Annotated in this window: 9 protein-coding genes; 4 read left to right on the top strand and 5 right to left on the bottom strand. The window is 71.4% G+C overall.

Translation table 11 applies throughout. The features are described from left to right. Positions 1–334 precede the first annotated feature (334 nt). On the bottom strand, positions 335–2,242 hold the full coding sequence (gene typA / locus ACE4Q9_RS11945) for a translational GTPase TypA (RefSeq protein ID WP_397984221.1): 1,908 nt from the start codon (positions 2,240–2,242) through the stop codon (positions 335–337). A 141-nt stretch (positions 2,243–2,383) separates the two neighbouring features. After that, a complete protein-coding gene (locus tag ACE4Q9_RS11950) occupies positions 2,384–4,507 on the bottom strand; it encodes an ABC transporter family substrate-binding protein (RefSeq protein ID WP_397984222.1) in 2,124 nt (707 codons plus the stop codon). A gap of 285 nt (positions 4,508–4,792) precedes the next feature. Here ACE4Q9_RS11950 and ACE4Q9_RS11955 point away from each other — a divergent pair, with 285 nt between their 5' ends. Genes ACE4Q9_RS11955 through ACE4Q9_RS11970 form a run of 4 tightly spaced genes read left to right on the top strand, consistent with a single transcriptional unit; the run spans position 4,793 to position 8,684 of the window. Beyond that, a complete protein-coding gene (locus tag ACE4Q9_RS11955; protein WP_397984223.1) occupies positions 4,793–5,080 on the top strand; it encodes a hypothetical protein in 288 nt (95 codons plus the stop codon). 36 nt (positions 5,081–5,116) lie between these two features. Next, positions 5,117–5,947 (top strand): hypothetical protein, encoded by an 831-nt coding sequence (locus tag ACE4Q9_RS11960; protein WP_397984224.1) that lies wholly within the window; start codon positions 5,117–5,119, stop codon positions 5,945–5,947. Continuing rightward, entirely contained in the window at positions 5,947–7,914 is a 1,968-nt protein-coding gene (locus ACE4Q9_RS11965; RefSeq protein ID WP_397984225.1) for a fumarate reductase/succinate dehydrogenase flavoprotein subunit, read from the top strand. The genes ACE4Q9_RS11960 and ACE4Q9_RS11965 overlap by 1 nt, the downstream gene beginning before the upstream one ends. Continuing rightward, on the top strand, positions 7,911–8,684 hold the full coding sequence (locus ACE4Q9_RS11970; protein ID WP_397984226.1) for a succinate dehydrogenase/fumarate reductase iron-sulfur subunit: 774 nt from the start codon (positions 7,911–7,913) through the stop codon (positions 8,682–8,684). Before ACE4Q9_RS11965 ends, ACE4Q9_RS11970 begins: the two co-directional genes overlap by 4 nt. A gap of 381 nt (positions 8,685–9,065) precedes the next feature. On the opposite strand, the gene ACE4Q9_RS11975 is transcribed toward ACE4Q9_RS11970, so the two are convergent. From ACE4Q9_RS11975 to ACE4Q9_RS11985, 3 genes are read right to left on the bottom strand one after another with little or no spacing between them, the layout of a single operon-like run. Further along, positions 9,066–10,511, bottom strand: coding sequence for a hypothetical protein (locus ACE4Q9_RS11975; RefSeq protein WP_397984227.1), 1,446 nt, complete (start codon positions 10,509–10,511; stop codon positions 9,066–9,068). Beyond that, on the bottom strand, positions 10,512–11,162 hold the full coding sequence (locus ACE4Q9_RS11980) for an ABC transporter ATP-binding protein (protein ID WP_397984228.1): 651 nt from the start codon (positions 11,160–11,162) through the stop codon (positions 10,512–10,514). Between the two features lie 44 nt (positions 11,163–11,206). Continuing rightward, positions 11,207–13,288, bottom strand: coding sequence for a hypothetical protein (locus ACE4Q9_RS11985; RefSeq protein ID WP_397984229.1), 2,082 nt, complete (start codon positions 13,286–13,288; stop codon positions 11,207–11,209). Between the last annotated feature and the right edge of the window lie 35 nt (positions 13,289–13,323).

Here is a 13,323-nt window from a genome sequence, read left to right on the forward strand (position 1 = left end):
CACCCCTGACGGGGGCTCAGGCACCCCTTGGTGCTCGTGAGTCGACGCGACTGTCCCCACAGCGCGTGACCCATTGACCCGAGCGCTACGCGGCTAACTATCTGCCATGGGCGGAAGCACCGACCACTGCCCGTAGATCTCGATTCAGTCACAGCTGCCGCCCAGACCTTTCAATATCTGGACAAAGCGTCTGGCCGAAGAAGGCGCGAAACGGACGTGTTACATGGGTATCGGGCAGCGATCTCCGCATGTCGGACATACGCGACTGGAAAACGGGTTGCAAAAAACCCGGAGCCCCCCACGAAGGGGGGATCCGGGTTCAAGCCGCCCTGGATCAGCCGTGCTTGGCGCGGCTCGCGGCGCGCGCGCGCTCGCGCTGGTCGAGGTTCACCTTGCGGATGCGAACGGCCTCCGGGGTCACCTCGACGCACTCGTCGTCACGGCAGAACTCCAGCGACTGCTCCAGCGACAGCTTGCGCGGCGGCACGATGGACTCCGCCACGTCGGCCGTCGAGGACCGCATGTTGGTGAGCTTCTTCTCCTTGGTGATGTTGACGTCCATGTCGTCGGCGCGCGAGTTCTCGCCGACGATCATGCCCTCGTACACCTCGGTGCCCGGCTCCACGAACAGCACGCCGCGCTCCTGGAGGTTCGTCATCGCGAACGCGGTGACGGCACCGGCGCGGTCGGCGACCAGCGAGCCGTTGTTACGGGTCGTCAGGGTGCCGAACCAGGGCTCGTGGCCCTCGTGGATGGAGTGGCCGATGCCGGTGCCGCGGGTCTGGGTCAGGAACTCGGTACGGAAGCCGATCAGACCGCGCGAGGGCACCACGAACTCCATGCGCACCCAGCCGGAGCCGTGGTTCGACATGTTGTCCATGCGGCCCTTGCGGACGCCCATGAGCTGGGTGACGGCGCCCATGTGCTCCTCGGGCACGTCGATGGTCATGCGCTCGACCGGCTCGTAGACCTTGCCGTCGACCTCCTTGGTGACGACCTGGGGCTTGCCGACGGTCAGCTCGTAGCCCTCGCGGCGCATCTGCTCGACCAGGATGGCGAGCGCCAGCTCACCGCGGCCCTGCACCTCCCAGGCGTCGGGACGCTCGGTGTCCAGGACGCGCAGCGAGACGTTGCCGATCAGCTCGCGGTCCAGGCGGTCCTTGACCTGGCGGGCGGTGACCTTGCGGTCCTTGACAGCCGCCTTCGCGTCGGCGCCCTTGCCGGTGCCGCCGCGGCCGACCAGCGGGGAGGTGTTGGTGCCGATGACCATGGAGATGGCCGGCTCGTCCACCGTGATCAGCGGCAGCGCGACCGGGTTCTCCGGGTCGGCCAGGGTCTCGCCGATCATGATGTCCGGGATGCCGGCGACGGCGCAGATGTCACCGGGGCCGGCCACCTCGGCGGGCTTGCGGGTGAGCGCCTCGGTCATCATCAGCTCGGAGATGCGCACGTTGCTGATGGTGCCGTCGCGCTTGATCCAGGCCACGGTCTGGCCCTTGCGCAGCTCGCCCTGCTCGACGCGGAGCAGCGCGATACGGCCGAGGAAGTTGTCGGCGTCGAGGTTGGTGACGTGGGCCTGGAGCGGCGCGTCCTCCTCGTACGTCGGGGCCGGGATGTGCTCCAGGATCGTGGAGAAGAACGGCTCCAGGCTGTCGCTGTCGGCGGGGACGGTGCCGTCCTCCGGCTTGGTCAGCGAGGCGACGCCGTCACGGCCGCAGGCGTAGACGATCGGGAACTCGATCTGCTCCTCGTCTGCGTCCAGGTCGAGGAAGAGGTCGTACGTCTCGTTGACGACCTCGTCGATGCGGGCGTCCGGGCGGTCCGTCTTGTTGATGCACAGGATGACGGGCAGCCGCTGCTGGAGCGCCTTGCGCAGCACGAAGCGGGTCTGCGGGAGGGGGCCCTCGGAGGCGTCCACCAGCAGCACCACGCCGTCCACCATCGACAGACCGCGCTCGACCTCGCCGCCGAAGTCGGCGTGGCCGGGGGTGTCGATGATGTTGATGGTGATGACCTCCCCGCCGTCCTTGGGGTGGTACTTCACCGCCGTGTTCTTGGCGAGGATCGTGATGCCCTTCTCACGCTCCAGGTCGTTCGAGTCCATGACCCGGTCGTCGACCTGGTCGAGCTGGTGGGCGGCGAACGCGCCGGCCTGCTTCAGCATGCCGTCGACGATGGTGGTCTTGCCGTGGTCGACGTGGGCGACGATGGCGACGTTGCGGATGTCGTGGCGCGTGGCCATAGTGCGGCGTACTCCCGAAGTGGTGAGAAGGCCCTGCTGCGTACGTCCGTGACGCGGGCCTGCCGGGCTTGACACGCCACGGCCTCACCCCATGGTACGTGGCCCCGGCCGGGTCGGCCTCCGCAGGGGCTCCGGGACCCCTCAGCCGCGCGACGGGCTCGGTGAGATCCTGGCCCCCTTCTTGAGGAATCCCATGTCCTCGTACACCGGTGTCTGGAAGCCGAACGCCCCCGCGTTGACCAGGTCCTTGCGCGCCCCCACCAGCTGCGGGCGCTGGTAGAGCGGGATCGAGCCTGCGGTGGCCCAGATGCGGCTGTCGGCCTGCCTGATCAGGGACTTCGCCTCGTCCTCGTCCAGCGTCGTGGCCGCCTGCTCGAAAAGCTGGTCGACCTGGTCGGTGCCGACGCGGGTGTAGTTCTGCTCGACGTTCACCGAGCCGTCGGCGCCCGGCAGCGGCTTGGCGTAGATCGGCCGGGCGTCCGTCGCGGGGAAGGCGGAGGACGGCCAGGAATACAGCGCGAGATCGAAGTCGCCGGCGGCGATGTGGTCCTTGAAGTAGCTCTCGTCGGACACCTTGGTGATCGTGGTGACGATGCCGAGCCGGTCCAGCATCGCGGAGATCCGGTTGGCCACGGTGTTCAGCGTGTCCGAGCCGGGCCCGGAGGGCAGCACGAAGCGCAGCGTGAGCGCCTTGCCGTTCTTGGCCAGCGGCCCGGTCCGCGCCCCGGCGGCCGGCGCCGCCGTGCCCTTGGGGGCGTACGCGCCCGCCGCTCCCCCGTGCCGGCCCTCCTGAACGAGGTGCTTGCCGCCGGCGTCGCCCTTGTTGTCCTCGCCGACGATGTACTCGCCGTCGTGGCCGCCGTCCGACTTCTCCTCCTGGCCGCTCTCGGGCCCGGCCGCCTTCTGCCCCTTCTTCTCCTCCTTGACCGGGCCGCCGGGCACCCAGCCGGCGTCCGCGAGCAGCGCCTGCGCCGCCTTGGTGTCCTGCGCGCCGAGCGCCCCGCTGTCGTCGGCGTAGGCGGGCTGCCCGGACAGCGCGAGATGGCTGCCGACGGGTACGGCGGGCAGCCCCAGCGGGGTCAGCACCAGGCGGGCGATCTCCTTGCGGTCCAGGGCGCGCGCGATGGCCCGGCGGACCCGCTCGTCGGTGAGCGGTCCGGAGGCGCCGTTGAGGGCGAGCTGGGTGTAGGCGGGCTCCAGGGACTTGCGCACGCCGTAGGCCCTGAGGGCCTGCTGCTGGTCGAGGTACTCGGAGATGGCGCGGGCCAGCCCGGTGCGGCCCGCCCTGACGTCGGCGGAGTCCAGCCCGTGGGCGCGCGCCCAGGAGCGCAGCGTCGCGAGCGACGTCTTCCCGCCACCCCTGAGCGGGGAGGAGCCGCCCTTGCCGCTCGCGGCGAGCCCGATCCGCTGGGCGTCGGCCGGGTCGAGGTCGGCGAGGTCCGCGGTGCCGTCGGCGAGCGCGCCGACCCGCTTGTCGCGGGGCACGGTGTGCAGCACGATCCGGTTCAGCTTGGCGGGCCTGCCCCACCAGTGGGGGTTGCGGGTCAGCACGATGTCCTGGGCGATGGTGTCGACCTTGTCCACCTTGAAGGGGCCCGCGCTGATGGCCAGCTTGCGGCGGGCGCCGTCGTTGAAGGCGTCCGGGGTGCCCATGACGTCCTTCGGGTACAGCGGCGAGAACAGCGACTTCCAGTCGGCGTAGGGGCGGGAGAAGGTGACCCGGACCTGGAGGTCGTTGGCGCCGCGCTCGATCTTCTCGATGCGGTCGTACCCGGCGTTGCGCGCGGTCCAGTAGGCGCTGTCCTTCCCGGACAGGGCGCGCCACTGGGCGACGAAGTCGGCGGCGCCGATCTCCCGGCCGTCGCTCCACACGGCCTGCTGGTTCAGCTTGTACAGCACCACCTGGCGCGGCTCGGTCTCGATGACCTTGGCGGACTCCAGGTAGGCGGGGTTGGCGACCGGCCGGCCGGTGGCGTCCATCCGGAACATGGAGGGCAGCGTGGCCTGGGCGACGCGGGTGGTGCCGGTGTCGGCGTCGGCCTGGTAGGTGTTCAGCGTCTCCGGGAGGTCGTCCACGGCCCAGCGCAGGGTGCCGCCGTCGGCCACCTGGCTGCGGGCGACCAGATCGATGTCCTGCGCGGCGAGCGGCTTGGCCACGTCCTCGTCCGAGCCGCAGGCCGCGAGCAGCGGAACCGCGAGCGCACCCGCGGTGAGGAAGGCGGCCGAGCGCAGGGCCGCGCGCAGGCCGACGCCGTGGTGGGACATCTCTGCTACCTCCGGGAAGCCGCGAGCGTTATGATCACGTTTGGCGGTATTTGGAGCTGATCAGATCGATGCGGCTACTGAAGAGGAAACGCTCCGCCGACCACGAGCGACACGGCGGCGGCGGACGGCAAGCCCACCCGTGCGGCGCAAACACACCGGGACGAGCGCCGGGCGCCGGTCCGATCCGTGCAGACGCCTTCACAGCGCCCGGCGTGACGCGCGACACTCTCAGGCGCATGAGCAAGGCCGCCCGGTACCGCAGCACCGCGGAAGTGAGGGCCCATCATGTCCGTGCACGACGACCTGACCACGGTCCAGCGCAGCCTCGACGACCTGCGGCGGTCGCTGGACCGGCTGGAGCGGCAGCTCGGCGGGGGCCCGGAGATCCGCCGGGCCCGGCTGGACGCCGCTCATCTGCGCGAGAGCGTGGCGCTGCTGCGCGAGGCGGCCGCCGCCCAGGGGTCCGCCGCCCGGCCCGACCTCGTCACCATCTCCGACACGCCGTACGACATCAGCCTGTGGACGGACTCGGACGACGAGGGCCTGGGCGCCCGTGACCGGCACGCCCCCTGATCCGCCCCTGTTCCCCGAGCCGAGCGGAGTGCTGTCTTGGCCACTGGCACGGAACACCGACACGAGGACCGGCACGAGGGCGGGGTGCGCGCCCCCGGACGCGCCGCGATCGCCGCCGCCCACTTACGGACCGACCGCTGGTGGCTGGCGCCCGCCGGCACCGCGGCCGGCCTGCTGGCCTTCGTCGCCTACTCGACCTGGCGGGCCTTCGCCGACGCGGACTACTACGCGTCGCCGTACGTCTCGCCGTTCTACTCCCCCTGCCTGGCGCACGACTGCCGGTCCATGCCCGGCGGTCCGAACGCGGACCTCTTCGGCGGCTGGTGGGGCCTCTCGCCCGCCGTCATCATCCTGGTCTTCCCGCTGGGCTTCCGGCTGACCTGCTACTACTACCGCAAGGCCTACTACCGCGGCTTCTGGGCCGCCCCGCCCGCCTGCGCGGTGGCCGAGCCGCACCGGAGGTACACCGGCGAGACCCGCTTCCCGCTGGTCCTCCAGAACCTCCACCGCTACTTCTTCTACGCGGCCCTGCTCGTCGCCGGGGTGCTGACCTACGACACCGCCCTGGCCTTCCGCGACGCGCACCACCGGTGGGGCCACATGGGCCTCGGCACCCTGGTCTTCCTGGTCAACATCGCGCTGATCTGGTCGTACACCCTCTCCTGCCACTCCTGCCGGCACATCGTCGGCGGCCGGCTCAAGCACTTCTCCCGGCATCCGGTGCGCTACCGGGCCTGGGGGCTCGTGAGCCGGCTCAACGCCCGGCACGCGCAACTGGCGTGGGCCTCGCTGCTCGGGGTGGCGGTCGCCGACCTCTACGTGTACCTGCTCGCGTCCGGTGTCTTCGACGATCCGAGGTTCTTCTGATGCCCGCGGTGGACCGCCAGGAGTGGGACGTCGTCGTGGTCGGGGCCGGGGGCGCCGGGCTGCGGGCCGCGATCGAGGCGCGCGAGCGGGGCGCCCGTACGGCGGTGATCTGCAAGTCCCTGTTCGGCAAGGCGCACACGGTCATGGCCGAGGGCGGCATCGCGGCGGCGCTGGCCAACGCCAACGGGCACGACACCTGGCAGACGCACTTCCGCGACACCCTGCGCGGCGGCAAGTTCCTCAACCAGTGGCGGATGGCCGAGCTGCACGCGCGGGAGGCCCCGCAGCGGGTGTGGGAACTGGAGAGCTGGGGCGCGCTGTTCGACCGCACGGAGGACGGCCGGATCTCCCAGCGCAACTTCGGCGGCCACGAGTACCCGCGCCTCGCCCACGTCGGCGACCGCACCGGCCTGGAGCTGATCCGCACCCTCCAGCAGCGGATCGTCGCGCTGCAGCAGGAGGACCACGCGCGCACCGGGGACTACGAGTCGGGCCTGCGGGTCTACCAGGAGTGCACGGTCACGCGGGTGCTGAAGGACGGCTCGCGCGTCTCGGGGGTCTTCGCGTACGACCGTGACACCGGCCGCTTCTTCGTCCTCCGGGCGCCCGCGGTGGTCCTCGCGACCGGCGGCATCGGCAAGTCCTTCAAGGTGACGTCGAACTCCTGGGAGTACACCGGCGACGGGCACGCGCTGGCACTGCTCGCCGGGGCGCCGCTGGTGAACATGGAGTTCGTGCAGTTCCATCCGACGGGCATGGTCTGGCCGCCGTCGGTCAAGGGCATCCTCGTCACGGAGTCGGTGCGCGGCGACGGCGGGGTGCTGCGCAACGCGGCGGGCAGGCGGTTCATGTTCGACTACGTGCCGGACGTGTTCAGGGAGAAGTACGCCGAGTCGGAGCGGGAGGCCGACGGCTGGTACGACGACCCCGAGCACCACCGCCGCCCGCCCGAGCTGCTCCCCCGCGACGAGGTCGCCCGCGCCATCAACGCCGAGGTGAAGGCGGGCCGCGGCTCCCCGCACGGCGGTGTCTTCCTGGACGTCTCCACACGGATGCCGGCGGAGGTGATCCGGCGCCGGCTGCCCTCGATGTACCACCAGTTCAAGGAGCTGGCGGATGTCGACATCACGGCCGGGCCGATGGAGGTCGGGCCGACCTGCCACTACGTGATGGGCGGTGTCGCCGTGGACTCCGACTCGGCGGCGGCCTGCGGGGTGCCGGGGCTGTACGCGGCCGGGGAGGTGGCGGGCGGCATGCACGGCTCCAACCGGCTCGGCGGCAACTCGCTGTCCGACCTGCTGGTGTTCGGGCGGCGCGCGGGGTGGCACGCGGCCGAGTACGCGCGGTCGCTCGCGCGGGAGCGTCCCCGTGTAAACGACGAGCAGGTGGGCGCGGCCTCGGCGGAGGCGCTGCGCCCGTTCTCCCTCGGGACCGGGGGCGGGGCCGGTGGGGCGGATGGGGGCGGCGGAGCGGACGGGGGCGGCGGAGCAGCCGGGGCCGGCCCGGAGAACCCGTACACCCTGCACCAGGAACTCCAGCAGACCATGAACGACCTGGTCGGCATCATCCGCCGGGCGGACGAGATGGAGCAGGCCCTGAGCAGGCTCGCGGAGTTGCGCGAGCGCGCGGGCCGGGCCGGTGTCGAGGGCCACCGGCAGTTCAATCCCGGCTGGCACCTCGCCCTGGATCTGCGGAACATGCTGCTGGTCGGCGAGTGCGTGGCACGGGCGGCGCGGGAGCGTACCGAGTCGCGCGGCGGCCATACGCGGGAGGACTGCCCGGCGATGGAGCGCACGTGGCGCAACGTCAACCTGCTCTGCACGCTCACCGATTCGTCTGACGGCCGGATCCGGCTGATCCGCGAGACCACTCCTCCAATCCGCCCGGATCTGCTCGCGCTGTTCGAGAAGGAGGAGCTGGCCAAGTACCTCACCGACGAGGAGCTGGAAGGGGGGCTGTCCGCGTGAGCGGCTACGAGGCGCGCTTCAGGGTGTGGCGGGGCGACGAACGGGGCGGCGGGCTGCGGGACTTCACGGTCGAGGTGAACGAGGGCGAGGTGGTCCTCGACATCGTCCACCGGCTCCAGGCGACCCAGGCACCGGACCTGGCGGTGCGCTGGAACTGCAAGGCGGGCAAGTGCGGTTCGTGCTCGGCGGAGATCAACGGGCGCCCCCGGCTGCTGTGCATGACCCGGATGTCGGTCCTCGACCGCGCACGGCCGGTCACGATCACCCCGCTGCGCGCCTTCCCGGTGATCCGCGACCTGGTCACGGACGTGAGCTTCAACTACGAGAAGGCGCGGGAGATCCCGGCCTTCGTACCGCCCGCGGAATCGGCACCCGGCGAGTACCGGATGCTCCAGCAGGACGTGGACCGCTCGCAGGAGTTCCGCAAGTGCATCGAGTGCTTCCTGTGCCAGGACACCTGCCATGTGGTGCGCGACCACGAGGAGAACAAGCGGGCGTTCGCGGGCCCGCGCTTCCTGATGCGGATCGCGGAACTCGACATGCACCCGCTGGACGCGGCCGGGCCCGCCGGGCTGGACCGCCGGCGCACCGCCCGCGAACACGGCCTCGGCCACTGCAACATCACCAAGTGCTGCACCGAGGTCTGCCCGGAGGGCATCCGGATCACGGACAACGCGCTGATCCCGCTGAAGGAACGGGTGGCGGACCGCGCGTACGACCCGGTGGTGTGGCTGGGCTCGAAGATCAGGAGGTGGACGTCGGCGCCGTAGGAGCGGCGGCCTGGCCCGCCCGGCGGGCCGCCTGCCCGGAGAGTACGCCCGCGACCACCAGCCGGGATGGCCGGTGGTCGCGCCCCAGAAGGAGTGGAAGCGCGGGAAAGGGTCGATCTGGTGGGGGTCACCGGAGTGCAGGGGTTCCAGGTCGAAGCGGGCGCCCTGGAAGCCGGCGGCGAGGATCCGCCGCGTGGAGGCGAGGATCGCGGTCCGGGTCGCCGGGCGGTCCAGGCGCATGCCGTGGGCCTTTCGGTCGCGAGCACGTCCCCGAGCCGGGCCCGCACTTGGACAGATCCGGCGGGAGCGCCTTCTGCCCCGCCGCATCGGTATCGCCGGGTGTCAGCCGGTGCCTCGCTCCCCGCCCGGCCCCCTCCGGTGTCACGGGAGACGCTGGTACAGCGTGACCCGCCGGCCCCGGACCTGTATGTCCGCCACGACCGTGAAGCGGGCCGCCAGCACGGCGGCTTTGGTCCGGTCCCGCTCCGCGGAGACCGGCCGGGACACGCGGGACGCATCGGTGACGAGGAGTATGCGCCGGTGAGCCAGCATCGCGGCGCGTATCCGTCGCGGACCGGCCTCCTCGCCCTTGAGCGTCCCGGACTCCACGGGGCTCTCGGCGAGCGCGAGATCCCGCAGCCCGGCGAAGTCACGGGGGGAGACCAGCGCGGTGTCGCGCCGGGCCGCCGGGATGAAGAGGACCCCGTCGCCGGGTTTCTTCAACTGCCGTACCTCACCGGCCACCGACAGCACGTCGTCGACCCGGCTACCGGGGGACCGCTTGGCCAGGGACTGCGGCATCAGCGCCGCCACCGCCACCACGAGCGCCAGCGGGACGAGCCACCGTGACTTACGGGGGGACCGGACCGCGGCCGCACGCACAGCCCTGGCCAGCGCAGCACCGATCAGCAGGGCCAGGCCCAGCATCGTGAAGAGCACGTAGCGGTCCACGAACATCGGTTTGACGACGGAGATCGCGACGAGGGCGAGTTGGGGCACCGCCAGCAGCGGCAGCCCGACGGCCGTCACCGACAGCCGGCCCGCATCCGGTCCGTCCAGCAGTGCGCAGAGTCCGCCGATCGCCAGCAGGACCGCCGGGCCGATCAGCATGTGCCACGTGAGCGGGGGTATCCAGGAGACCTGGTCGGACTGGCTCCGGCTGAAGAGGATCAACGGCGAGGCGGCGGTGGCTGCCGCCGCCGCGGCCACCGCCCAGCGCCCGAGGGTCCTGCGTCCGGCCCCGGCCCACACGAGGGTCGCCAGGTGCGCGGGCAGGATCAGCAGGGACAGCCAGTTCAGCAGCGCGCACAGCAGGACCGTGCCCGAGTACGCCAGCCAGCGGCCCGTTGCGCGGCGCTCGCCGAACGCGGTCACCAGCAGCAGCGTCGAGACGCCGGCTGCGGCCGCCACCAGAGCGTACGGACGCCCCTCCTGGAGGTAGAACTGCACGGCCGGCAGCAGCCCGAGGGCCAGCCCTCCCCCGAGGCCGGCCCACGCCCCCGCCAGGCGTTGCCCGATGGCCGCCACGCACATGGCGGCCACCGCCATGGCCAGGACCGAGGGGAGCCGCAGGGTGGTGGTGCTTGCTCCGAAGCAGGTGAACAGCCCGTGCATCAGCAGGTAGTACAGCCCGTGCACGGCGTCGACCCGTCCCAGCATGTGCCAGATGTCGGGGACGGACCGCAGGGCCACCTGCCAGGTGGCGGCCTCGTCCCGCCAGACGCTGTGCTGCCGGGACAGGCCCCACAGCCCCAGTGCGACGGTCCACGGCAACGGGACCAGCCAGAGGGGTATGCGGAGGCGGGCGACGGTGACATGACTGTTCATCTAGGCGGCCAGGGCCTCGTCATGGAGGGTGAGCACGGAGTCGCACCGGTCGCGGACGCGGTCGTCGTGGGTGGCTATGACCACCGCGCAGCCGGCCTCGCTCATCTCCCGGAGGATGTCGACGACCACCGTGGCGTTGGCGTGGTCGAGGGCACCGGTCGGCTCGTCGGCGAGGATGAGGCCCGGCTGTTTGACGAGGAGCCGGGCGAGCGCCACCCGCTGCTGTTCGCCGCCGCTGAGGCGGTGGACCTTCTCGGTCTCCCGCCCGGCCAGGCCGACGCGGCCGAGGGCCTCGGCGACAGCGGCGTCGCTCCGGTCGCGCAGGGACCGCCGTGGTGCGGCCGCGACCTTCAGGTTCGCCGCCACATCGGCGTTCTCGATCAGTGCGTAGTTCTGGAAGAGGTATCCCAGGACGTCACGGCGGAACAGCCGGCTCTCCCGCGGACCGAACCCGGTGATGTCCTTCCCCTCGTACAGGATCCGCCCCGAACTCGGCCTGTCGAGCAAGCCGATGCAGTTGAGGAGGGTGGACTTCCCCGAACCGCTGGGGCCTGCAAGGGCGACCATCTCGCCACGGCCGACGGAGCGGGTGACGTCGGACCACAGGGTCCGGGTGCCGAAGGTCTTCGACAGCTTGACGATCTCGATCACGGGAGTGCTCCTGCTGGGCGGAGGGAAGGGGCTCGGTGCGGTACTCACGCGCCGGCCACCCCCTCCTTGACGATGCGCCGGTGAAACGCCCGGAGAGCGAGGAGAACGGCGCAGAATTCGACGGCGACCAGTGCGGCGATGGTGGCGAGGTCCAGTGCTGTGACATGGACAGGGGGGTAGGGGGCGGGCATGCCCTGGGAGGTGATGTCCTTCAGCTCCTGGTTCTGCTGCCAGGCCCGGATGGGCACCCACCAGGCCAGGAAGACCGCGAGGAGGCCCTCGACGGCCAGAATGCCGCGGTGGACGGAGGTGAAGCGCCAGCCGTTGATGTGCTGCGCGAATATCGCGTCCGCGTTCTTGCGCGCGTGGATGACGCAGACACCGAGTCCGGTGACGAGGAGGACGCCCACCGCCGCGACGAGGTCGAAGAGTTGCAGCCGGAACGCGTTGCGGGCGTCGCGCAGCAGCGCGGCGGCTTTCTGCCCCACCGGGTTCACGGCCGCCACGTAGGTCTGCAGTTCGCCGTCGTGAGCCGCCATCGCACGCAGGGCGTCCCCGGGGTCGGGGAAGACGATCCCGTCCTGCGTCGCGAACGTGGTGTACGCGTCGTCGGTGAGGATCCTCGAGCCGTCGGGCACCACGACGAGGACCGGGTCGCGCACCAGCGACCGGTCGTCGTCCGGGCTGTACGCCATGTTCGGGCTGAGGTTGCCCGAGTTGTAGGCGAAGATCCGCTGTCCGCTCCTGGCCCGCAGCGTCTCGACCTCGACCCGCCGGCGCAGTGCCGGATCCAGCCGGCCGAACACGTCGGGGACCGTGGCCCTGATGTCCGCTGTGTACGACGCCAGGGACTGCGGAACGATCAGCCGCACCGCCCGGTCCTCCGGGGCCTTCCCGTCGTGCGGCACCGGGGTGTACCGCCGTCCGTCCGGGTCGAGGACCGGCTGTTCGGCGAGGAAGGTCTCGTTGACGATGAGCATCTCCCCCTCGGGGAGGTGCGAGTCGGCGGAGACGCTCCGCAGATCGCGCCGGCCGGCGACGATGATCTCGCCCGCCGCGTCGGACCTGCGCAGCCATCGGCCGACGTGCGTCACCACGGCGTCCGTGTCACCGCCCCAGCTGCCGTTGAGGCGGATGGTGACGGCGTCGCCGGCCTTGGCGTACACGTCCTGGTTGTGCTGGCGGGCCAGCACGTGTTGTCCCGCCAGGGTGACGTCCATGGCGAACCCCAGGGCGAGCAGCACCGCGGGGACGCGCACCAGGTACGTGGCGAGGAAGGCCGTCCTGGCGGGCAACTCGCCTTTGAGGGCGCGCAGTACGTCGACGTTGAACGTCAGGGCGAGCACGGCGGCATGGGTGGCCAGCACGAGCAGGACCAGCAGGCCGGCGAGGCACGCGGCCACGGCGGCGAAGAGGCCCAGCCAGGCGAAGCCGTTGTAGAGACCCAGGAAGGCCAGCACCCCCGCCGTGACGGCACCGGCCGCGACCGGCCAGAATCCCGCCAGCTGTCCGAGGTCGCGCAGGAGGACGCCGGTGAACGACCTGCCGTGCAGGCGCAGTACCCCGTAGGTCCGCGCGCTGAGCAGCACACTCGCGCCCGTCATCGTCACGGCGGCGAGCGCGACCACGCCGAAGGACCAGAAGAGGTCGCCGTCCATGAAGGAGGCGGCCAGGTCGCCGGACGCGAGCGGGTGCTGCACGCTCGCGGTCAGGCCGAGACGGGCGAGTTCGGCCGTCAGCGTGTCCGCGGCGCCGGGCGCGCCGAAGACGTAGTAGAAGCCGCGGGGGTCCCGCTGCCCGATCTCGGCCAGTGGGTGCACCTCGGTGTCGGCGTAGTTGCTGAAGCCGGGGTATCCGCCGGTCAGCCACGAGGCGGCTTCGGACTTCGGGTCGCCGCTGGTCAGGTACAGGTGCCGCAGCCGGTCGGGGCTCTTCAGGTCGGGCAGTTCACGCGCCACCGTGACCCGGTGCTCCTCGGCGAACCGAGCGACGGCACGTGTGACCTGCGCACCGTTCACCGAGTCGGCGGACTTGGACACCCAGACCTGTGCCGAACTGCCCAGCACCAGCTGCTCGTCCAGCCCCCGCACGAACAGGAAGGCGAGCATCGCTGAAAAGACCAGCACGGCGACATGGACGAATCTGATACCTCGGTGGAGCA

The sequence above is a fragment of the Streptomyces sp. AM6-12 genome, assembly GCF_044327085.1.
Taxonomy (GTDB): domain Bacteria; phylum Actinomycetota; class Actinomycetes; order Streptomycetales; family Streptomycetaceae; genus Streptomyces.

Coding starts and splice junctions, on each gene's coding strand:
- typA (WP_397984221.1), bottom strand. CDS start 2,242: ATGGCCACGCGCCACGACATCCGCAACGTCGCCATCGTCGCCCACGTC.
- ACE4Q9_RS11950 (WP_397984222.1), bottom strand. CDS start 4,507: ATGTCCCACCACGGCGTCGGCCTGCGCGCGGCCCTGCGCTCGGCCGCC.
- ACE4Q9_RS11955 (WP_397984223.1), top strand. CDS start 4,793: ATGTCCGTGCACGACGACCTGACCACGGTCCAGCGCAGCCTCGACGAC.
- ACE4Q9_RS11965 (WP_397984225.1), top strand. CDS start 5,947: ATGCCCGCGGTGGACCGCCAGGAGTGGGACGTCGTCGTGGTCGGGGCC.
- ACE4Q9_RS11975 (WP_397984227.1), bottom strand. CDS start 10,511: ATGAACAGTCATGTCACCGTCGCCCGCCTCCGCATACCCCTCTGGCTG.